Genomic DNA, 19,713 nt, shown 5'->3' with positions numbered 1-19,713 from the left:
CCCAAAAACGACGGCGGGGCAACCCGCCGTCGTTTTTTGTCCATTTGGTGCTTTATTTTGAGGATTGACCTGCACGGCATGCGGTGGCAACGTGGGATTCACCTTCTCTCCCCCAGTGCCGGGGGACACACGTGCAGACATTCCCTGCCCGGCCATTCCGCCGGGCCAGCACAACTAAATACCGCAACGTTGCGGCAGCGATACCGCGCGCCCGGGACATATCTGAGAATTCTTTAATATTCTCTCAATTCCGATTAAGTCTTCTCATTGCGGCTTGCCGAAATACAACATTCCCATCGGGAACCGGCAGCTGTGGGGGCCCACATGGAACGCTTAAGAATTGTTCTCTATTCACACGACTCCTTCGGTCTGGGTCACGTGCGGCGCAATCTCGCGCTGGCCCATGCCCTGAGTAACCAGCTGCCCTATCTGACGGGCCGGGACGTGACCGGCCTCCTCATTTCCGGCACCGCATTGGCTCCCGGGTTCGACGTTCCGCCCGGCTGGGACTGGGTCATCCTGCCCGGAGTGGAAAAGAGCCCCGACGGTTACCAGCCCCGCAGCCTCACCGTCCCGATGCAGGACCTCGTCTCCCTCAGGGCCGGCCTGCTCGAATCCGTGCTCGGCGGCTTCCTCCCCGACCTGGTGGTGGTGGACCGCCACGCGACGGGCATCCACCGCGAACTGGAAGTGGCCCTGCGCCATGCACGCTCGGCCGGCCCGGTGCGCACCGTGCTGGGGCTGCGCGAGATCCTGGACGCGCCCGAGGCAGCCATCGCCGAGTGGGAGCGGGCGGGCGGCGCGACCCTGGTCAATGACCTGTTTGACGCCATCTGGGTCTACGGCGACCCCGCAGTGCACGACCCCGTGGCCGCGGGGGAAATTCCGCCCTCCATGCAGGGGCTGATCCGGTACACCGGGTACCTCGCAGCCGGAAGGCCGGCGGGTCCGGGGACAGTCACCATGCCCGGCCCCTATGTCCTGACCACCGTTGGCGGCGGCGCCGACGGGCACACGCTGGCAGCCCTGGCATCGGCTGCGGAACTGCCGCCGGGCACAGAGCACCTGGTCGTGGCCGGACCCCAGATGCCGGCCGAGCAGCTCGCTGACCTGCGGCGGCGGGCACCCGGCGGCGTCAGGATTGTCGAGCGGCTCGATGACATGGTGCTCCACCTGCGCGCCGCGGGCGCCATTGTGTCCATGGGCGGCTACAACACCGTTTGCGAGATCATGAGCACCGACGTCCCCGCCCTCATTGTGCCGCGCACGCATCCGCGGTCCGAGCAGCGCATCAGGGCCGCTTCCCTGGCCTCCGCCGGGTATCTGGACTACCACGAGATCGGCTCGCTCACGCCCGGGATCCTCTCCGGCTGGCTCTCCCGGCGGCTGGGCAAGAGGGTGGACAGGAGGCGGGCGCGGCTCAACGGGCTGGTCCGCGCCCCGCAGCTGGCCGCCGAACTGCTGCAGCCCGTTCTGCTCCAGGCCGGTGCCCCGAACCCGCCCCACCCCGCGTCGCCAGGCCCCGCCGCGTCGCCGGCGTCCGCCGCGGGAGTCCGGGAAGGTGCGGCCCATGCTGCAGTCTGAGCCCGCCACCGCCTACATCCTGAAGATGTACCCGCGGTTCTCGGAGACGTTCATTGTCTCGGAGATCCTGGCCCGCGAGGCCGCCGGGGACAGGATCGAAATCTATTCCCTGCGCCCGTGCAACGACCAGCGCTTCCATCCCGAACTGGCGCGCGTCAAGGCGCCCGTGACCTATATCGTCCGCCCCAAAAGTGCCGAGCGCGTCTGGGAGACCTTCCGCGCCGCGGAAGCAGCCGGGCTCGCCCCGGCTGTGTCCCGGGTGTTCGCGGAACTGGCCACCATGGACACCAACGATGCCCTTCAGGCCATCAACCTCGCCGTCGCCCTGCAGCACCGGAACATCCGGCACTTGCACGTTCACTTCGCATCGATCCCCACCACCGTGGCGAGGCTGGCCTCGGCCATCACCGGCATTCCCTACTCCTTCACGGCCCACGCGGTGGATATTTTCGTTGAGACCCTCGACGACGACCTCCGGACCAAGTTCGCCCAGGCCCACCACTCAGTGACCATCAGCGAGTACAACCTGCGCTTTCTGCGGCGCCGCTTCCCGGACGTCACCTCCCGCCTCCACCTCGTGCGAAACGGCCTGGAATTGGACCGCTTCCCCTACCGGGACCCGCGCCCGGTCGGCCCCACCGTGCGGGTGGCCGCCGTGGGACGGCTCGTGGAGAAGAAAGGATTCCAGCATTTGCTGCCGGCCGCCGCGGAGCTGGTCTCCCAGGGTTTCCCGCTGGACCTGCGGATCGCCGGCACGGGCGTGCTGGCCGACCGGCTGCAGTGCACCATCGAAGAGCTCGGGCTGGACCGGAACGTGCAGCTGCTCGGGCCGCAGACCCAGGACCAGGTGCACGAGCTGCTGGACTCGGCCGATGCGTTCATCGCGCCCTGCGTGGTGGGCTCGGACGGCAACGCCGACGGGATGCCCACCGTCCTACTGGAGGCCATGGCCGCCGGCGTCCCCTGCATCTCGACGGCGGTGACCGGGATCCCGGAGGCGGTCCGGAACGGGCACACCGGAATCCTGACGCGGCCCGGCCAGCCCCACCTGCTCGCCCAGGCAATCCGCCGCATCAGCTCCCCGGCCACAGACCGGGTGGCACTGGCCCGCCACGCGCGCGCCCTTATCGAGAAGGACTACGACGTGCGGCGGCAGGCAATGGCACTGCGGGCCCTGTCGCTGGACGCAAGGAGGGCGGCCTGATGCGCGTCGCCTATGTGTGCGCCGACCCCGGCGTCCCCGTCTTCGGCACCAAGGGCTCCTCGGTGCACGTGCAGGAGATTGTCCGGGCCTGGCGCCGGGCCGGGGCCGATGTCACGGTCTACTGCACCCGCGCCGGGACGGACCGGCCGGCGGACCTGGCCGGGCTTCCCGTCGTCGAAATCCCGCCACGCCGCGTTTCCGCGGCCGCCGGGGCAGGGCCTGTTTCCGGGGCAGCACCCGCTCCCGGTGCGGATCCGGCTCCCGGGGAGGAGCGGGAGCGGGCCATCGGGGAGGCGGCCGCGGCCCTGGCCGCGGCGGTGGTCAGCGACGGCTGCGATGTGATCTACGAACGCTATTCCCTGTTCAGCGAGGCGCTGGCCACGGTCACCGGCACCCTCCGTGTCCCGTCCGTCCTGGAGGTCAATTCGCCCCTGATCGAGGAGCAGCAGCGGTACCGGCAGCTGTTTGACCGCAGCCTGGCCGAGGCCGTGCTGCACCGCAACGCCCTGGCCGCGGACGCCGTCGCCTCTGTCTCGGAGCCCGTGGTGCGGTGGGTGGAGGACAGGGTGCCGGGTGCCAAAACGCTGCTGGCGCCGAACGGCGTGAACACGGAACGGATCGGGCCCCGGCCGCGCGGCCGCCGCCACCCGCGCCGGTTCACCGTGGGGTTCGTCGGCACCCTGAAACCCTGGCACGGTGTCCCCGCCCTGCTAACGGCGGTGGCGCTGGCCAACGCCGGGGCGGGTGCTGACGGGCGATGGGCCGTGAAGATTATTGGCGACGGCCCCGGCAGGCAGGATCTGGAACGGGCGGCAGCCGGGCTGGGCGTGGATGCGGAGTTCACCGGTGCGGTGCCTCCGGATTCTGTGCCCGGGCTGCTGCATGAATGCGATGCCGCCGCTGCCCCGTACCCGCAGCCCGTGCCCGGCCGGGACGACTACTTTTCGCCGCTGAAGGTCTACGAGTATCTTGCCGCCGGCATGCCGATCGTGGCGACGGCGGTGGGCCAGATACCGTCGATCCTGGAAGACGGGCGCACCGGCCTGCTCGTTCCGCCCGGCGATGCGTCGGCTTTCGCTGCCGCGCTGCTTCGCCTCGGTGCTGACACCGCGCTGCGGGACCGGCTGGGCACGCAGGCGAGGGCGGCCGCCGTCGGACTCTACAGCTGGGACGGCGTGCTGTCCCGCATCACCGCGGCCCTGCCGCGTCGCCAGGAGGTGGCGTGATGAGCGCCCGCCCTGGCCACGCTGCCCGCTCCGCCCGGCCGGCCCAGCCGGAGTCCGGGTTGCGGCGCACACTGCGGTGCGTGCGCCCTCATCTCCAGGGCCACCGCCGCCTCATGGTGGGCGGATTCGTCGGGCTGGCGTTCGACGTGGCCTTCCGTCTCGTGGAACCGTGGCCCCTCAAGCTGGTGGTGGACGCCGTGTCCCGCTCGCTGGGCGCCACACTCCACAAACCCGGCCCCTCCATGGACGCCAGCGTGCAGACGCTCATCCTGTGCGGAGCGGCGGTGGTGGCCATCAGCATCGGCCGCGCCATCTCCAACTACTGGTCCGCCGTCTGCTTCGCCCTCATCGGTTCGAGGGTGGCCGCAGACCTGAGGGCACGGGCCTTCCGCCATGTGCAGAGCCTCTCCATGCGCCACCACACCCGGGCGCCCACCGGGGACACGGTGCAGCGACTGGTGGGCGACGTGTCCCGGCTGCAGGACGTGGCCATCACCGCGGGGCTGCCCCTCATGGGCAACATGGCCACCTTGGTGGCGATGATCGGCATCCTGCTCTGGCTGGATCCGCTGCTCTCGTTGGTGGTGGTTCTGGCCGGCGGCGCCTTCGTGCTTCTGTCCCGTGCGAGCTCAGGTCCGATCACGGCGGCGGCGGGCAACTCCCGCAAAGGGGAGGGACATCTGGCCACGACGGCGGCACAGACCTTGGGTGCCATCCGCGAGGTGCAGGCCTACGGGCTTGAGGACACCATCAGCACGGGCTTCCGCAGCAGCAACCAGGCAACCCTGGGAACGGGCGTCGCGGCGCTGCGGCTGGCGGCGGGTCTGGAGCGGCGCACCGACGTGCTGATCGGCGTCGCCACGGCGGTTGTCCTGGCCGGCGGCGGCTGGCGCGTGCTGGAACACGCGATCACCCCCGGCGACCTGGTGATCTTCCTGATGTACCTCAAGACCGGGATGAAACCGCTGAAGGACGTGGCGAAACAGATTGGCCGGATCGCCCGGGCCACCGCCTCCGGCGAGCGTGTCGCGGATCTGCTTGAGGCGCAAACGGACCTGCCCGAAAAACCCCACGCCAGGTCCCTCCGGTCCACCGCCCCGGACATCGTGCTGGACAACGTCTCCGCCGGCCACGGCGAAGGAACCGTGCTCCATGGGATCAGCCTCACGATTCCGGCCGGCGAGCACGTTGCCATCCTCGGCCCGTCCGGCGCCGGCAAATCCACCCTGGCTTCACTGATCCTGCGGATGATCGACCCCAGCACCGGGACCGTCCGGGTCGGCGGTGAGGACCTGCGCGACCTCACCATCGCCTCCGTCCGCTCGCACGTGTCCATCCTGCTCCAGGACTCCGTGCTCTTCGGGTCCTCCGTTCGCGACAACATCCGCTTCGGCCGACTGGACGCCACGGACGCTGACATCGAGCAGGCCGCCGCCCTGGCCCAGGCGGACGGCTTCATCCGTGCCCTGCCCAACGGGTACGACACCGTGCTCGGGGAAGCCGCGAAGGATCTCTCCGGCGGGCAGCGGCAACGCATCGCCATCGCCCGCGCCATCCTCCGGCAGGCGCCCATCGTCATCCTGGACGAGGCCACCGCCGGGCTGGACCCGGTGTCGCGGAACTCCGTCCTCCAGGCCCTCGCCGCCCTGACCCGCGAACGCACCTCCATCACCATCACCCACGACGCCCACTCCGCCCGCTCCTGCGACCGCGTCATCTGGCTGGAGCACGGCCGCATCACCGAAGAAGGCCGTCCCGATGAACTGCTCCGGGACCCCGGCTCCCGCTTTGCGCGCTGGATCGAGGACGAGGCACCGGACCCCGCGGCGACGGCTGATCATCAGACCGGCACTGAACTTCAACAGGGGGTGCCGTGAACGACTCGCCCTCCGAGCCCGGCAACCCTGACCGGTCGCTGGCCAGCCGCGACGCCGCACTGCCCGGCCTTCCCTGGCTGCTGGACAATACCCGCCTGTCCGGGCTGCTCGGCGAAACAGTCCGCGTGACCCGCGTCCGCTACAAGCCCGGCACCTCGCTGCTGGTGGCGTTCCGCAGGATCCGCAACGGCAGCTTCGACTATGGCTGGGCCTATACCCTGGCCGCGCCGTCCACCAAACTGCTGCGCCGCGAAAGCACGTCGCGGTCCCGCGGCGGGAACATGCGCGTCCTCAGGCCCGACCCGTTGCACCCGGAGACGCTGGTGGGGGTAGGCGGCGTGGAGGACGACTGGGCCCTGCACAAGAATCTCGCCTGGCTGCGCGAGCACGGCGCCGAACGGCTGGGACTTCACCCCGGCGCCGCCGCCGGCCTGCTCGGCGGCAGCGTGCTACGCTACAAACCCGAGCGGCGCCTGGTGCTCGTCGCGCAAAACGCGGACACCGCCGTCGTTATCAAAACCGCCGCCAAGCCCGCCGGCACCGCGCAGCAAGCCCACTTCCTGGACCGGCTCGAGCGCCACGGTGTGCCGTTCCTCCCCCAGCTGGGGGACGCGGAATGCCTGGAACACGGCGTCAGTGCCTGCGTCGCGTGGGGCGGCGGTGACCTTGCAGGGCTCGACGACGATTCCGGCGCCTTCGCTGCCGGGGAAGCGCTGGCCAGGCTGCACGGCATTCCGGCGCGGGGGTTGCAGGCGGCCGGCGTCACTGAGCAGCTGCGGGCGACGCGCAGCATGGTCGCCTCCCTGGTGCCCGCACTCGAGGATCCGGCCCGGCGCATCGAGGCTGAACTCGGCTCCCTCCTGCCGGACGGCGCAGGGTCCAAAGCCCTGGTCCACGGCGACTTCTCCCCCGACCAGGTGCTGGTGGGAGGCTCGGAGGTGCGCCTCATCGACTTCGACCGGGCACATGCCGGGACGGCCGAGGCTGACCTGGGGTCATTCGCCGCGGCGGAAGAGATGGCGCTGCCGGCATCCGGGGGCGCACCTGCCGGCGGCACCGCAGGTGGCCTTGCCGGTGGCCCCAAGACGGCACGGCTCACCGAAGGCTACCGCCAGGCCGGCGGCCGGTTCACGCAACCCGGAGTGAATGTCTGGGCGGCCTTCCGGCTCTTCAACAGCAGCGTTGACCCCTTCCGCGACAGGTCCCCGGACTGGGCCGAGGACATGTCCTGGCATCTGCGGCGGGTAAGGGAGCTGATCCCATGACCTGGCATCCGCCCGTCCCCCGCAGGGTGACCGACCCTGCAGGAAAAGAGTGGCTCGTGAGCCGTTCGTGGCCCGGCGTGGCGGCAGGCCGGTACGTCCTGGAGGTGCAGTCGCCCGGCCATCCCGGAGTGCGGGGCGGGTTCTTCCGCGAAGGCCGGTTTGTCCCGGTAGACGCGGACGACTCCAAGCTTCCCGCGCTGGCCTACGAGTCGTCCAAGGGTGAAACGGTGGTCCACCGCGCCCATAAGCGGGCCGTCCTCCGTGCGGGAAACACCTACATCAAGGTGTTCCGACCGGACCAGTCGGAGGCGGCCATCATCAACCATGTGCTGGCCACTGCACCCCTGGCCGGCGGCCGCTTCAGGACACCGCTGATGACCGCGGCCCGGCCGGATGTCCTGGTCCTCGGCCGGGTGGCCGGGCGGCCGTACTACGAGCTCGGCCATGACCATGCCACTGTCCCGGACGAGTTCTTTGCCCGCATGTGGGCTGACTGGTCGCTGGCCTGGACGGAGACTGTTGCCCGTGCCGGCAGCTCAGATTTCCGGGCCAGCCTGGAGCAGCTTCCCCTGCACGACGCCGACGAGGAACTGGTCAAGTTGCGGCGGTGGATCGACCACTGGCTGCTCCACAGTGAAGGGATAAGCGAGGCAGAGCAGGGACGCGCCGCGCTTCTGGCACATGCCAACGATGTCACGGCCGCTCTTCTGGCCGGTCCCCCCGATCCCCTCGGGTGGGCGCACGGAGACCTGCATGACAAGCAGATACTCGGCACCGATGATGCCGGAACGCCGGGGCTGCTGGATTTCGATGAGGCGTGCCGGGCAGAGGCCGCCCTCGACCTGGCCAACCTGGATGTGCACCTGGAACTGCGCCGGAGGCAGAACCTCCTGAGCGGGCAGCGTTTTGCCATCGCCCACGCAGGCGTCGTGTCCGCGGCCAGCCGCCTGCACGTCAGCCCGGACCGGTTCGAGGCGTACGCCGCCTCCGCCCGGCTCAGGCTGGCCTGCATGTACTCCTTCCGCCCGCCGTGGGGATCCTGGGCGGTGAGATACCTGATGAGCCTGGGCCGGGGCCAGCCGGAACAGGCGGAGACTGGAACCTGAAATGCTGAATTTCCCAAGCCGGGGACCGGATGGACTGTCCCTGTCGGTTATCGGGACCGGGTACCTCGGGACCACGCAGGCCGTGTGCATGGCGCTGCTGGGGCACCGGGTGGTGGGGATCGACGTCGACGACGCCAAGATCCGTTTGCTGTCCGGCGGGCAGCTGCCGTTTTTCGAACCGGGACTGGACGGGCTGCTGCGCCGGATGCTGGACAGCGGCAGGCTGACGTTCACCACTGACTTCTCGGCCGCGGCCGGTGCCGACATCCACTTCGTGTGCGTCGGCACCCCGCAGATGCCCGATTCTCCCGCCGCCGACCTGCGCTTCGTGCACGCGGCCTTTGCCCGGCTGGCCCCGCATCTGCACGGGCATTGCCTGGTCGCGGGAAAGTCCACCGTTCCGATCGGCACGGCAGATGTCCTCGCTGAGTTCCTGCAGCGGGGCGCCCCGGCCGGCACCCTGGCGGAGCTCGCCTGGAACCCGGAGTTCCTGCGGGAAGGACACGCGGTGGAGGACACCCTGCATCCGGACCGGCTGGTGTTCGGTGTGGCGTCCGGCTGGGCCCGGGACCGGCTGGCCGCCTGCTACGCACCCCTCATCGCGGACGGCATCCCGGTGGTGGTGACGGACCTTGCTACCGCGGAACTGGTCAAGGCGGCCGCCAACTCGTTCCTGGCCACCAAAATCTCCTACATTAACGCGATGGCCGAGGTCTGCGAAGCCACCGGCGCCGACGTCAACCAACTCGCCACCGCCCTCTCCTACGACACCCGCATCGGCGGCCGCTTCCTCAAGCCCGGCCTCGGCTTCGGCGGCGGCTGCCTGCCCAAGGACATCCGCGCCTTCACCCACCGCGCCAAAGAACTCGGAGTCGGGCAGGCCGTCGGGTTCCTCCAGGAAGTCGACGCCATCAACCAACGCCGCCGCCAACGCACCGTGGACCTCATCACCGAGATGGCGTGCGGCGACCTCACCGGCGTCCACGTCACCGTCCTCGGCGCAGCCTTCAAACCCGACTCCGACGACATCCGCGACGCCCCCGCCCTCGACGTCGCCCGCATGCTCCACCAGGCCGGCGCCAAAGTCACCGTCTACGACCCCAAAGCCATGAACAACGCCCGCCTGGCATACCCCGACCTCACCTACGCGGAGACCCTCGAAGCCGCGGTGACCGGCGCGGAGATCGTGGCTCTCCTCACCGAATGGGACATCTTCCGCCACGCCGACCCCGCCGCACTCGGCGCTCTGGTACAGCTGCGGAACATCGTGGACGGCCGACACGCACTCAACGCCGACGCCTACCGCGCCGCCGGCTGGGACTACCGCGCCCTCGGCGCGCCTAACCGGCTGCCCTCGCGGGTTCTTCAGGGTTCAGTCGCTGTGGAGGGGCATGTGCCGCAGGGGGTGTAACGGGGCTGTGCGGTTAGAGTGCGCTGCAGTTAGAGTGCTGGGTCCGGCGTTCCGGCTGATTTGTTGCGGGTTTCCATCAGGTGCAACTGCAGCTTTGCTTCTGCTTCCCGGCGCCGTTTGGCCTGCTCGCGCATCTTGCGTGTCGCCTCGGAGCCTTCGGAGTGGATCAGTCCGGCCGTTCGGTTGCGGGGAGCGCCACCGCCGGAGGGTGCCGCCGCCATAAGTTCATCGCTCATGCCCAATGGTCACATGGGCGTGATCTTGCGGGAAGAGTTGTTGCCGGAGCGTGACCGGATCGGAACCCGGCGGCATGCATAAGGGCCGGCGGCGGTTGGGAAGGCACCCTGGGCTCGTAAGGATCGCTCACCAGGGCTCTTGCCGTCGGCCCCACCTTTATTTTACGAGCCCGGAGCCCCGCGAAACAGGGGTTTTTAGCTCTTTCGCGTTGCTGTCCCGGCAAATCTGCACCACTTTGCCACCCGACGGCGGAAGCCGCCGTCGGAATACCGCGGGAACGGGCCGCGGGCCGCCCCGAAAGTGGTGCAGATTTGCACGTACCGGTCCGGCCCTAGGGCAGCCCGGACTATCATTTCGGAAATTTCCGACATATCCTGCAGTCGTGCTTCCCGACATCTTCGGCGCCCTGGCCAATCCGTCACGGCGCACCATCCTCGACGAGCTCCGCAACGGGCCGCGGACTGCGGGCGATCTCACGGGACTGCTCGAGCAGAGCCGCTCCACGGCGTCGGAACACCTCGCCGTGCTTCGCGAAGCGGGGCTTGTCCGGGAAGAGCGGCAGGGAAGGCGCCGGATCTACCACCTTCAGGCCGCCGGGCTGGCGGAGGCGGGCGGCTGGCTGAAGCACTACGAGCACTACTGGAACCAGCGGCTTGATGCGCTGGGGAACCTACTGGACAGCAATCTATCAAACGAGGAGAACCCATCATGACCGAGAACACCATCCGCCTCACGCGGCATTTTCCGCACCCGCCCGCGGTAGTCTGGACGGCGCTCACGACGCCCGAGCTGCTCGCACGCTGGTGGGCTCCGGGCGACATTGCGCCGACCGTCGGCCACCGCTTCACGCTGGACATGGGCGCGTGGGGCACCCAGCAGTGCGAAGTCCTCAGCGTCGACCCCGGCACCGCCATCAGCTTCCTGTTCGCCGAAGGCGCCCTGGACACCACCGTCACGTGGACCCTCGAGACCGTTGAGGACGGAACGGTCCTGCACCTCGAGCACGCCGGCTTCAAGCTGGACACCCCAATGGGCCAGCAGGCCTTCGACGGCATGGGCAGCGGCTGGCCCGGAGTGCTGTCCCGGATCGACGGCGTGCTGGTGGACGCCGCACGGGCGTAGGCCGCAACAAAAACTACGGAGATCAATATCCAGAAGGGCTCGGCACCACAGGTGCCGGCCCTTCCTGCGTTTCCAGGACGAGAATCCGCTCCCCTTGACTACTCCGGCACCCCTTCTCTACACTTTTCATAAAGCAGAATCTAAATTCCACAAGGCGGAAACGGTAGAAAGACCGAGAAGCAGGGAAGATAGATCAAAGCCCCTCCCCGGAAGGACCTACGATGACGTACACAGTGAACTGCTCCATCCTCCTGACGGAGCTGCCCCTGCTCGAGCGCCCGGCAGCCGCGAAGGCCGCGGGTTTTGACGCCGTCGAGTTCTGGTGGCCCTTCGAGAGCTCCGTCCCTTCCGATGCCGAGACCACGGCTTTCGAGCGTGCCATCACCGACGCCGGCGTGCAGCTCTCCGGCCTGAACTTCAACGCCGGCAACATGCCCGGCGGCGACCGCGGACTCGTCTCCTGGGTGGGCCGCGAGGGCGAATTCAAGGACAACATCGACGTCGTTGCCGGCATCGCCGAGCGCCTCGGCTGCAAGGCCTTCAACGCCCTCTACGGCAACCGCCAGGAGGAATCCACCCCCGAGGAGCAGGACGAACTCGCAGCCAGGAACCTGGCCGCCGCGGCCGAAGGCGTGGCCCGGATCGGCGGCACCGTCCTCCTCGAACCCGTCAGCGGAGCCCCGCGCTACCCGCTCCTCAAGGCCCAGGACGCGCTCGACGTGATCGCCCGGGTCAAGGCGGAATCCGGTGCGCAGAACATCAAGCTGCTCGCGGACTTCTACCACCTGGCTGTCAACGGCGACGACGTCGCCGCGGTCATCGAAAACCACGCCAAGGACTTCGGCCACATCCAGATTGCCGACAACCCCGGCCGCGGGGCTCCCGGAACCGGCGGGCTTCCCCTCGGCGAGTGGATCGCCCGCAGCCGCGAACTCGGCTACGACGGCTACATCGGCCTCGAGTACAAGGAACCGCAGGAAACCGCCTTCAGCTGGGCGATCCGCGAGCACGCCGCCAGCTAGTTCCCACCCGCGAAAACAAAGACTTCAGAAAGAGAACCATCATGAGCAACGTTGCAGTCATCGGACTCGGAATCATGGGCCTGCCCATGGCCATCAACCTCGTCAAGGCCGGCCACACGGTCACCGGCTTCAACCGCAGCCAGGACAAGATCGACAAGCTCGTCTCCGAGGGCGGCAAGGGCGCCTCCAGCATCGCCGACGCCGTCAAGGACGCCGACGTCGTCATCACCATGGTGCCGGACTCCCCCGACGTAGAAGGCGTCGTCAGCGGCGCCGACGGTGTCTTCGCCAACGCCAAACAGGGCACCCTGTGGATCGACGCGTCCAGCATCCGCCCCGACGTCGCCAAGCGCCTCGCCGAAGAAGCCACCGCAGCCGGCATCCGCCCCCTCGACGCCCCGGTCTCCGGCGGCGAACAGGGCGCCATCGACGCCGTCCTGTCCATCATGGTCGGCGGCGAGAAGGCCGACTTCGAGGCGGCCCAGGACGTCCTGAACGCCGTCGGCAAGACCATCGTCCACGTCGGCCCCTCCGGCTCCGGCCAGACCGTCAAGGCTGCCAACCAGCTGATCGTCGCCGTCAACATCGAGGTCCTCGGCGAGGCCATCGCCTTCCTCGAGGCCTACGGCGTGGACACCGACGCCGCCCTCAAGGTCCTCGGCGGCGGCCTGGCCGGCTCCAAGGTCCTCGACCAGAAGGGCCAGAAGATGCTCGACCGCAACTTCGACCCCGGCTTCCGCCTCGCCCTGCACCACAAGGACCTGGGCATCGTCACCTCGGCCGCCCGCGAAGCCAACGTCTCCATCCCGCTCGGCGCCGTCGTCGCCCAGCTCGTCGCCGCCACCGTCAACCAGGGCGACGGCGGCCTTGACCACTCGGGACTCTTCAAGCAGGTCCTCCAGCTCTCCGGCCGAAAGTAAAGAGTTTTTGTCCAGATAATCGGCCCTAATGGCACTTAGCGGCCATTATCTGGACAAAAACTCACCACCCGCCGTCGGGAAGTACGACGGCGGCACCCACCAAACTTGCCCCGCAAAAGTCGCGGGGTTCCTGCAGCACACCCAAAAACAGACTTTTTAGGAGCACACCATGACCAAGATGCGCACCGTAGACGCTGCCATCGCCATCCTGGAAAAGGAGGGCGCCACCGAGGCGTTCGGCCTGCCGGGCGCGGCGATCAACCCGTTCTACTCCGCCATGCGGGCCCACGGCGGCATCCGCCACACCCTGGCCCGCCACGTTGAAGGCGCCAGCCACATGGCCGACGGCTACTCCCGCGCAGCGGACGGCAACATCGGCATCTGCATCGGCACCTCCGGCCCCGCCGGCACCGACATGATCACCGGCCTGTACGCCGCGTGGGCCGACTCCATCCCGATGCTCTGCATCACCGGCCAGGCCCCCGTGGCCAAGCTGCACAAGGAAGACTTCCAGGCCGTGGACATCGAGTCCATCGCCAAGCCGGTCACCAAGATGGCCATGACCATCCTGGAGCCCGGCCAGGTGCCCGGCGCCTTCCAGAAGGCCTTCCAGCTGATGCGCTCCGGCCGCCCCGGCCCGGTCCTGCTGGACCTGCCGATCGACGTGCAGATGGCCGAGATCGAATTCGACATCGACACCTACGAGCCGCTGCCCGTTGAAAAGCCCAAGGCCTCCCGCAAGCAGCTGGAAAAGGCCCTGGACATGCTGACGGCAGGCGAGCGCCCGCTGATCGTGGCCGGCGGCGGCATCATCAACGCCGGCGCCTCCGCGCAGCTGGTTGAGCTGGCAGAGCTGCTGAACGTTCCCGTGATCCCCACCCTGATGGGCTGGGGCGCCATCCCGGATGACCACGCACTGATGGCCGGCATGGTGGGCCTGCAGACGTCACACCGCTACGGCAACGAGTCCTTCCTGCGCAGCGACTTCGTGATCGGCATCGGCAACCGCTGGGCCAACCGCCACACCGGCGGCCTGGACACCTACACGGCCGGCCGCAAGTTCGTGCACATCGACATCGAGCCCACCCAGATCGGCCGCGTGTTCTCCCCGGACTTCGGCATCGCCTCCGACGCCGGCGCCGCCCTGGACGGCCTGCTGGAAATCGCCCGCGAACGCGCCGCTGCCGGAACCCTGCCGGACTACAAGGGCTGGGTTGCCGAGTGCGCCGAGCGCAAGGCCACCCTGCACCGCAAGACCCACTTCGACAACGTGCCGATGAAGCCGCAGCGCGTGTACGAGGAGATGAACAAGGCCTTCGGCAAGGACACCACCTACGTGTCCACCATCGGCCTGTCCCAGATCGCCGGCGCCCAGATGCTGCACGTGTTCGGCGCCCGCAAGTGGATCAACGCCGGCCAGGCAGGCCCGCTGGGCTGGACCGCCCCGGCCGCCCTCGGCGTCGTTCGCGGCAAGCCGGGCGAGAACGTGGTGGCACTGTCCGGCGACTACGACTTCCAGTTCATGATCGAGGAACTGGCCGTGGGCGCACAGTTCAACCTGCCGTACATCCACGTGGTGGTGAACAACTCCTACCTGGGCCTGATCCGCCAGTCCCAGCGCGGGTTCAACATGGATTACCACGTGTCCCTGGGCTTCGACAACATCAACTCCCCCGAGACCGAGGGCTACGGCGTGGACCACCTCAAGGTCGCCGAGGGCCTGGGCTGCAAGGCCATCCGCGTGACCAGCCCCGAGGACATGCCGGCCGCGTTCGACAAGGCCAAGGCACTGATGGGCGAGTTCCAGGTTCCCGTGGTGGTTGAAGTGATCCTGGAGAAGGTCACCAACATCTCCATGGGCCTGGAAATCAACGCCGTGAACGAGTTCGAGGAACTGGCCGCAACCGCCGCCGACGCCCCCACCGCCATCCTGGCACTGCAGGACTAAGCAATGCGCATCGTGATCGCGCCGGACAAGTTCAAGGGCTCACTCTCCGCCCCGGACGTCGCCCGGCACCTTGAAACAGGGTTGCGCTCCGCCACAGCGGGCCGCCCCGAAACCCTTGAGGTACTGCGGATTCCCGTGGCCGACGGCGGCGAGGGCACCCTCGACGCCGCCGTCGGCTCCGGCTTCACCCGCCGCCGCGCCGTGGTCAGCGGCCCCACCGGGCAGCCGCTGACGGCGGAGTTCGCGGTCCGCGGCCGGGAGGCCGTGATCGAAATGGCCGCCGCCTCCGGCCTCGCCGTCCTGCCGCCCTCCGCCGTGTCCAGGCACGACGGCGGGCGGCCGGGTTCCGCTTCCGCCCGGACTGCCAGCAGCCTGGGCACCGGGGAACTCATCCGCGCTGCGCTCGACGCCGGCTGCCGGCAGATCATCCTCGGCGTCGGCGGCAGCGCCAACACCGACGGCGGCGCGGGCGTGCTGCAGGGCCTCGGCGCCCGGCTGCTCGACGCCGCCGGCAACGAACTCCCGCTCGGCGGCGCCGCCCTCGCTGACCTTGCCACCATCGACTTCTCCGGCTTCGACACCCGGCTGGAGGAATCCCGCTTCGTCCTCGCGAGCGACGTCGACAACCCGCTCCTCGGGCCGGAAGGTGCCGCGGCCATCTTCGGACCGCAGAAGGGCGCCACCCCCGCCGACGTCGGCGAACTGGACGCCGCCCTCGCCAACTTCGTCCAGGTCCTCGCCGCGGAGATCGGCCCCCGGGCCGTCAAGGCCGCCAACGCATCGGGCGCCGGAGCGGCCGGCGGTGTGGGCTATGCCGCCATCGCGGCACTGGCGGCATCACGCCGTCCGGGCATCGACGTCGTGCTTGAATTCACCCGGCTCGCTGAACGGCTGGCCGGCGCTGACCTGGTGATCACCGGCGAAGGCAGCCTTGACGAACAGAGCCTGCTGGGCAAGACGCCCATGGGCGTTGCCCGCGCGGCGGCCGGAGCCGGGCTGCCCGTGCTCGCCGTCTGCGGCCGCACCACGCTGTCAGCCGAACAGCAGCGTGGGTCGGGTTTCCGGCAGGTCTACCCCCTGACGGCGATGGAGAGCAATGTAGAGATATGTATAGCCGAAGCAGGACGCCTGCTTGAGGAATTGGGTCAGCACATCGGTGTGCACCTGACCGACAGCGCTTACACGAAGGAGCCCCTGAATGTCTGAAGAACGCTTTGACCTGGTCATCCGGGGCCGGCGCATCCTCACCACCGCCGGGATCGCGGCCCGTGAAGTGGGCGTACGCGGCGGCAAGATCGTGGCCCTGGAACCGCTCGGAAACGGCCTCCAGGGCGCCGAGGTCATCGAACTCGCCGACGACGAAACCCTGATCCCGGGCCTGGTGGACACCCACGTCCACGTCAACGAGCCCGGCCGCACCGAGTGGGAGGGCTTCGCCTCCGCCACCCGCGCCGCGGCCGCCGGCGGTGTCACCACCATCATCGACATGCCGCTGAACTCCATCCCGCCCACTACCAACGTGGACGGCCTCAAGCTCAAGCGCGAGGTGGCCGAGGACCAGGCGTTCGTGGACGTCGGATTCTGGGGCGGCGCCATCCCCGGCAACAAGGCCGACCTGCGCCCGCTGCACGACGAGGGCGTCTTCGGCTTCAAGTGCTTCCTGCTGCACTCCGGCGTGGACGAGTTCCCGCACCTGGAGGCGGACGAGATGGAGGAGGACATGCGCGAGCTGAAGTCCTTCGACTCGCTCATGATCGTGCACGCCGAGGACTCGCACGCCATCGACCACGCACCCCACCCCGGCGGCGCCCACTACTCCACCTTCCTGGCCTCCCGCCCCCGCGGCGCCGAGAACAAGGCCATCGCCGAGGTGATCGAACGTGCCCGCTGGACCGGTGCCCGCGCCCACATCCTGCACCTCTCGTCGTCGGACGCGCTGCCCATGATCGCGTCGGCAAAGCGCGACGGCGTGCACCTCACCGTGGAAACCTGCCCGCACTACCTCACGCTCATGGCCGAGGAAATCCCCGACGGCGCCACCGCGTACAAGTGCTGCCCGCCCATCCGCGAGGCCTCCAACCGCGAGCTCCTCTGGCAGGGCCTGCAGGACGGCACCATCGACTGCATCGTCTCGGACCACTCCCCCTCCACGCTGGACCTGAAGGACCTGGAAAACGGTGACTTCGCCGTGGCGTGGGGCGGCGTCTCCTCGCTGCAGCTGGGCCTGTCCCTGATCTGGACCGAGGCCCGGCACCGCGGCATCCCGCTGGAGCAGGTGGTGTCGTGGATGGCCGAGAAGCCGGCCGCCCTGGCCCGCCTCTCCAACAAGGGCCAGCTGGCCCTGGGCTACGACGCCGACTTCTCCGTCTTCGCCCAGGACGAGGCCTTCGTGGTGGACGTCTCCAAGCTCAAGCACAAGAACCCCATCACCCCGTACGACGGCAAGGCACTCTCCGGCGTGGTCCGCCGGACGTACCTGCGCGGCAACGTGGTGGACGGCCAGACCCCCGGCGGCAAGCTGATCCGCCGCGGCGGCATCTGAGGGCCGCGCGGTGGCTGTGCATGCCCATTCACCGCGCGGCACGTCGGCCCGTAGTTTCGCCAAGGCCCACGGCCTGGCCGTCTGGGTAGCCCCGCCCGAAGGCCAGGACATCGATCCCGAGGTCCTGGCCCGGGCCGCCGAGCTGGTGCTGGCGCGGGCCCTTCAATTTGCTCCGGAGGCGGAAGTCCGCTGGCCCGCCGCCGGAGCTGCAACTTCCGCCGCCGGGACGCACCCGGGCACGCCCCCAGGGGAGGGGGAGGCCCCTGGTGCGCCCGACGGCGGAACTCCCGTGCCGCCGTCGGCCGGCCACGTGAGCCGCGTGGCCGTGGACCTGGCCCAGTCCGAGGTGCTGCTGGACGGCGAGCGGGTGCCGCTGACCGGCGTCGAGTTCAAACTCCTGCGCTACCTGGTGGAGCACTGCTCGCGGACCGTTGACCGGGAGGAGCTGCGGCTGTTCCTGGAGTCGTTCGACAGCCCCGGCGCCGCGACCCGTTCCATCGACGTCTACGTGGGGCGGGTGCGGCGGAAGCTGCGCGGCGGCCGGCACGCGATCGCCACGGTCCGCGGCGGCGGCTACCGCTTCATCTGCGGACCCGCAGCCACCGTGCGAGGCCCAGCGGAATACAGTATCTAGGGCTGCTGTTATCCATATCAGTCCGATCAGTCATTGTGCTTGACCAGATTTTCGCTCGACCCAGATCCATCAGAAGGAATGCCATGAGCCCCAAACTGACCACCAAGCTCCAGCCCGGAACCCAGGCGCCGGACTTCACCCTGCAGGACGCAGAAGGCAAGCAGACCGCGCTGGCCGACTACCGCGGCAAGAACGTCATCGTGTACTTCTACCCCGAGGCCGCCACCCCCGGCTGCACCACCGAGGCCTGCGACTTCCGCGACAACCTGGCGTCCTTCCAGGGCTCCGGCTACGCCGTTCTGGGCATCTCCCCCGACGCGCCGGAGAAGCTGGCGAACTTCACGGGCGACTTCGGCTTGACCTTCCCGCTGCTGGCTGACGAGGACCACGCCGTGGCCCTTGCCTACGGCGCCTGGGGCGAGAAGCTCATCGACGGCGAGGTGCACGAGGGCATCGTCCGTTCCACCGTGGTGCTGGATCCCGAGGGCAAGGTCACGCTGGCCCAGTACCAGGTCAAGGCGCAGGGCCATGTCCAGGCGCTCCGCGAACAGCTCGGCGTCTGATCCCCGACGCTCTCTCACTTAACGCAACGTTCCCCCCAACCCTCTCTCACTTAACGCAACTTAAACCGAAACGCTCCTGCAATTACTGCAGGAGCGTTTCGGTTTAAGCGGCAGGTAGTGAGAGAGGATCCCCCCCTACTTCAGAACCACCGTTACTTCAGGACCACCGTGCGGTTGCCGTTGAGGATGATGCGGCCTTCGCAGTGCCAGCGGACGGCGTTGCTGAGCGCCTTGCACTCGGTGTCGCGGCCGGCGGCAACCAGGTCCTCGGGGCCGAAGGTGTGGTCCACCTCCACCACCTGCTGCGCGATGATCGGGCCCTCGTCGAGTTCCGCGTTCACGTAGTGCGCGGTGGCGCCGACGGTCTTCACGCCGCGGGCGTAGGCCTGGTGGTACGGCTTGGCGCCCTTGAACGACGGCAGGAACGAGTGGTGGATGTTGATCGCCTTGCCGTCCAGCTTCCGCGCGAGGTCGTCGCTGAGGACCTGCATGTAGCGGGCCAGCACCACCAGCTCGACGTCGAGCTCGTCCACGATTTCCAGGAGCCGCGCCTCCGCTTCAGGCTTGGTGGCCGCGGTGACCGGGATGTGGAAGAACGGGATGCCGTGCCAGTCCACAAGGGCCTGGTGGTCGGTGTGGTTGGACACCACGCCCACCACCTCGATGGGCAGTTCGCCCACGCGGGCCCGGAACAGCAGGTCGTTGAGGCAGTGGCCGAACTTGGAGACCATGATCAGCACCTTGCGGCGGGACCCGTTCCGTTCCAACCGCCACTTCATGTTGTACTTCTCCGCCACCGGGGTGAACCCGGCGCGCAGCTGCTCCAGCGTGGACTCGTTGCCGTCGGACGCGAAGTGCACGCGCATGAAGAAGTGGCCCTCGGAGCGGTCGCCGAACTGCTTGTTGTCGATGATGTCGCAGCCGTATTCCAGCAGGAAGCCGGAAACGGCGTGCACAATGCCCGGGCCCTCGGGGCAGTCCAGGGTCAGCACGTGCTCGACGCCGTTGCCCGCCTGCCCGGAGGCGCGGTTCTCAGTCTGAATAGCAGTCAT

General features: G+C 68.7%; 18 protein-coding genes. 16 read left to right on the top strand and 2 right to left on the bottom strand.

Annotated elements, in window-relative coordinates; genetic code table 11:
* Positions 1-324: 324 nt before the first annotated feature.
* Genes R5O87_RS16350 through R5O87_RS16320 form a run of 7 tightly spaced genes read left to right on the top strand, consistent with a single transcriptional unit; the run spans position 325 to position 9,673 of the window.
* Positions 325-1,584, top strand: a complete 1,260-nt coding sequence (locus R5O87_RS16350) for a glycosyltransferase family protein (protein WP_410555593.1) — start codon at positions 325-327, stop codon at positions 1,582-1,584.
* Positions 1,571-2,788, top strand: a complete 1,218-nt coding sequence (locus R5O87_RS16345; RefSeq protein ID WP_410555592.1) for a glycosyltransferase — start codon at positions 1,571-1,573, stop codon at positions 2,786-2,788. The genes R5O87_RS16350 and R5O87_RS16345 overlap by 14 nt, the downstream gene beginning before the upstream one ends.
* Positions 2,788-4,014, top strand: coding sequence for a glycosyltransferase family 4 protein (locus R5O87_RS16340; RefSeq protein ID WP_410555591.1), 1,227 nt, complete (start codon positions 2,788-2,790; stop codon positions 4,012-4,014). Before R5O87_RS16345 ends, R5O87_RS16340 begins: the two co-directional genes overlap by 1 nt.
* Positions 4,014-5,891, top strand: coding sequence for an ABC transporter ATP-binding protein (locus tag R5O87_RS16335; RefSeq protein WP_410555590.1), 1,878 nt, complete (start codon positions 4,014-4,016; stop codon positions 5,889-5,891). The genes R5O87_RS16340 and R5O87_RS16335 overlap by 1 nt, the downstream gene beginning before the upstream one ends.
* On the top strand, positions 5,888-7,156 hold the full coding sequence (locus tag R5O87_RS16330; RefSeq protein ID WP_410555589.1) for a phosphotransferase family protein: 1,269 nt from the start codon (positions 5,888-5,890) through the stop codon (positions 7,154-7,156). Before R5O87_RS16335 ends, R5O87_RS16330 begins: the two co-directional genes overlap by 4 nt.
* Positions 7,157-7,212: 56 nt before the next feature.
* Positions 7,213-8,262 carry a phosphotransferase gene (locus R5O87_RS16325; RefSeq protein WP_410555588.1) on the top strand — a complete coding sequence of 350 codons (1,050 nt, stop codon included), beginning with the start codon at positions 7,213-7,215 and terminating at the stop codon, positions 8,260-8,262.
* 1 nt (position 8,263) lies between these two features.
* Positions 8,264-9,673 (top strand): UDP-glucose dehydrogenase family protein, encoded by a 1,410-nt coding sequence (locus tag R5O87_RS16320; protein WP_410555587.1) that lies wholly within the window; start codon positions 8,264-8,266, stop codon positions 9,671-9,673.
* 29 nt (positions 9,674-9,702) lie between these two features.
* Here R5O87_RS16320 and R5O87_RS16315 read toward each other — a convergent pair whose 3' ends face one another.
* Positions 9,703-9,909: a hypothetical protein gene (locus R5O87_RS16315; RefSeq protein WP_307105382.1), complete on the bottom strand. Its 207-nt coding sequence runs from the start codon at positions 9,907-9,909 to the stop codon at positions 9,703-9,705.
* Between the two features lie 383 nt (positions 9,910-10,292).
* Between R5O87_RS16315 and R5O87_RS16310 the strand changes: the two genes are divergently transcribed.
* From R5O87_RS16310 to bcp, 9 genes are all read left to right on the top strand, one after another.
* Positions 10,293-10,622, top strand: a complete 330-nt coding sequence (locus R5O87_RS16310; RefSeq protein ID WP_410555586.1) for an ArsR/SmtB family transcription factor — start codon at positions 10,293-10,295, stop codon at positions 10,620-10,622.
* Positions 10,619-11,032 carry an SRPBCC family protein gene (locus R5O87_RS16305; protein ID WP_410555585.1) on the top strand — a complete coding sequence of 138 codons (414 nt, stop codon included), beginning with the start codon at positions 10,619-10,621 and terminating at the stop codon, positions 11,030-11,032. The genes R5O87_RS16310 and R5O87_RS16305 overlap by 4 nt, the downstream gene beginning before the upstream one ends.
* 221 nt (positions 11,033-11,253) lie before the next feature.
* On the top strand, positions 11,254-12,054 hold the full coding sequence (locus tag R5O87_RS16300) for a hydroxypyruvate isomerase family protein (RefSeq protein WP_410555584.1): 801 nt from the start codon (positions 11,254-11,256) through the stop codon (positions 12,052-12,054).
* Between the two features lie 41 nt (positions 12,055-12,095).
* A complete protein-coding gene (locus R5O87_RS16295; RefSeq protein ID WP_462836320.1) occupies positions 12,096-12,974 on the top strand; it encodes a 2-hydroxy-3-oxopropionate reductase in 879 nt (292 codons plus the stop codon).
* 169 nt (positions 12,975-13,143) lie between these two features.
* Positions 13,144-14,922, top strand: a complete 1,779-nt coding sequence (gene gcl / locus R5O87_RS16290) for a glyoxylate carboligase (protein WP_410555582.1) — start codon at positions 13,144-13,146, stop codon at positions 14,920-14,922.
* Between the two features lie 3 nt (positions 14,923-14,925).
* Positions 14,926-16,128 (top strand): glycerate kinase, encoded by a 1,203-nt coding sequence (locus tag R5O87_RS16285; protein WP_410555581.1) that lies wholly within the window; start codon positions 14,926-14,928, stop codon positions 16,126-16,128.
* Complete coding sequence (gene allB, locus R5O87_RS16280; RefSeq protein ID WP_410555580.1) at positions 16,121-17,464, top strand: allantoinase AllB; 1,344 nt, start codon at positions 16,121-16,123, stop codon at positions 17,462-17,464. The genes R5O87_RS16285 and allB overlap by 8 nt, the downstream gene beginning before the upstream one ends.
* A gap of 10 nt (positions 17,465-17,474) precedes the next feature.
* Positions 17,475-18,098, top strand: a complete 624-nt coding sequence (locus R5O87_RS16275; RefSeq protein ID WP_410555579.1) for a winged helix-turn-helix domain-containing protein — start codon at positions 17,475-17,477, stop codon at positions 18,096-18,098.
* An 83-nt stretch (positions 18,099-18,181) separates the two neighbouring features.
* Positions 18,182-18,661 carry a thioredoxin-dependent thiol peroxidase gene (gene bcp / locus R5O87_RS16270; RefSeq protein WP_102971521.1) on the top strand — a complete coding sequence of 160 codons (480 nt, stop codon included), beginning with the start codon at positions 18,182-18,184 and terminating at the stop codon, positions 18,659-18,661.
* Between the two features lie 152 nt (positions 18,662-18,813).
* On the opposite strand, the gene purU is transcribed toward bcp, so the two are convergent.
* Positions 18,814-19,713, bottom strand: coding sequence for a formyltetrahydrofolate deformylase (gene purU, locus R5O87_RS16265; RefSeq protein WP_410555578.1), 900 nt, complete (start codon positions 19,711-19,713; stop codon positions 18,814-18,816).

The sequence above is a fragment of the Arthrobacter globiformis genome (genome assembly GCF_046536215.2).
Classification (GTDB): Bacteria; Actinomycetota; Actinomycetes; order Actinomycetales; family Micrococcaceae; genus Arthrobacter; species Arthrobacter globiformis_E.
This window is presented reverse-complemented; position numbering and strand designations above follow the sequence as displayed.

Bases quoted from the DNA above. Each gene is read 5' to 3' on its own strand.
- R5O87_RS16335 (WP_410555590.1), top strand. From the start codon at position 4,014: ATGAGCGCCCGCCCTGGCCACGCTGCCCGCTCCGCCCGGCCGGCCCAG.
- R5O87_RS16295 (WP_462836320.1), top strand. From the start codon at position 12,096: ATGAGCAACGTTGCAGTCATCGGACTCGGAATCATGGGCCTGCCCATG.
- purU (WP_410555578.1), bottom strand. From the start codon at position 19,713: ATGACTGCTATTCAGACTGAGAACCGCGCCTCCGGGCAGGCGGGCAAC.
- bcp (WP_102971521.1), top strand. From the start codon at position 18,182: ATGAGCCCCAAACTGACCACCAAGCTCCAGCCCGGAACCCAGGCGCCG.
- R5O87_RS16315 (WP_307105382.1), bottom strand. From the start codon at position 9,909: ATGAGCGATGAACTTATGGCGGCGGCACCCTCCGGCGGTGGCGCTCCC.
- R5O87_RS16305 (WP_410555585.1), top strand. From the start codon at position 10,619: ATGACCGAGAACACCATCCGCCTCACGCGGCATTTTCCGCACCCGCCC.
- R5O87_RS16285 (WP_410555581.1), top strand. From the start codon at position 14,926: ATGCGCATCGTGATCGCGCCGGACAAGTTCAAGGGCTCACTCTCCGCC.
- R5O87_RS16345 (WP_410555592.1), top strand. From the start codon at position 1,571: ATGCTGCAGTCTGAGCCCGCCACCGCCTACATCCTGAAGATGTACCCG.
- allB (WP_410555580.1), top strand. From the start codon at position 16,121: ATGTCTGAAGAACGCTTTGACCTGGTCATCCGGGGCCGGCGCATCCTC.
- gcl (WP_410555582.1), top strand. From the start codon at position 13,144: ATGACCAAGATGCGCACCGTAGACGCTGCCATCGCCATCCTGGAAAAG.
- R5O87_RS16300 (WP_410555584.1), top strand. From the start codon at position 11,254: ATGACGTACACAGTGAACTGCTCCATCCTCCTGACGGAGCTGCCCCTG.
- R5O87_RS16340 (WP_410555591.1), top strand. From the start codon at position 2,788: ATGCGCGTCGCCTATGTGTGCGCCGACCCCGGCGTCCCCGTCTTCGGC.
- R5O87_RS16350 (WP_410555593.1), top strand. From the start codon at position 325: ATGGAACGCTTAAGAATTGTTCTCTATTCACACGACTCCTTCGGTCTG.
- R5O87_RS16320 (WP_410555587.1), top strand. From the start codon at position 8,264: ATGCTGAATTTCCCAAGCCGGGGACCGGATGGACTGTCCCTGTCGGTT.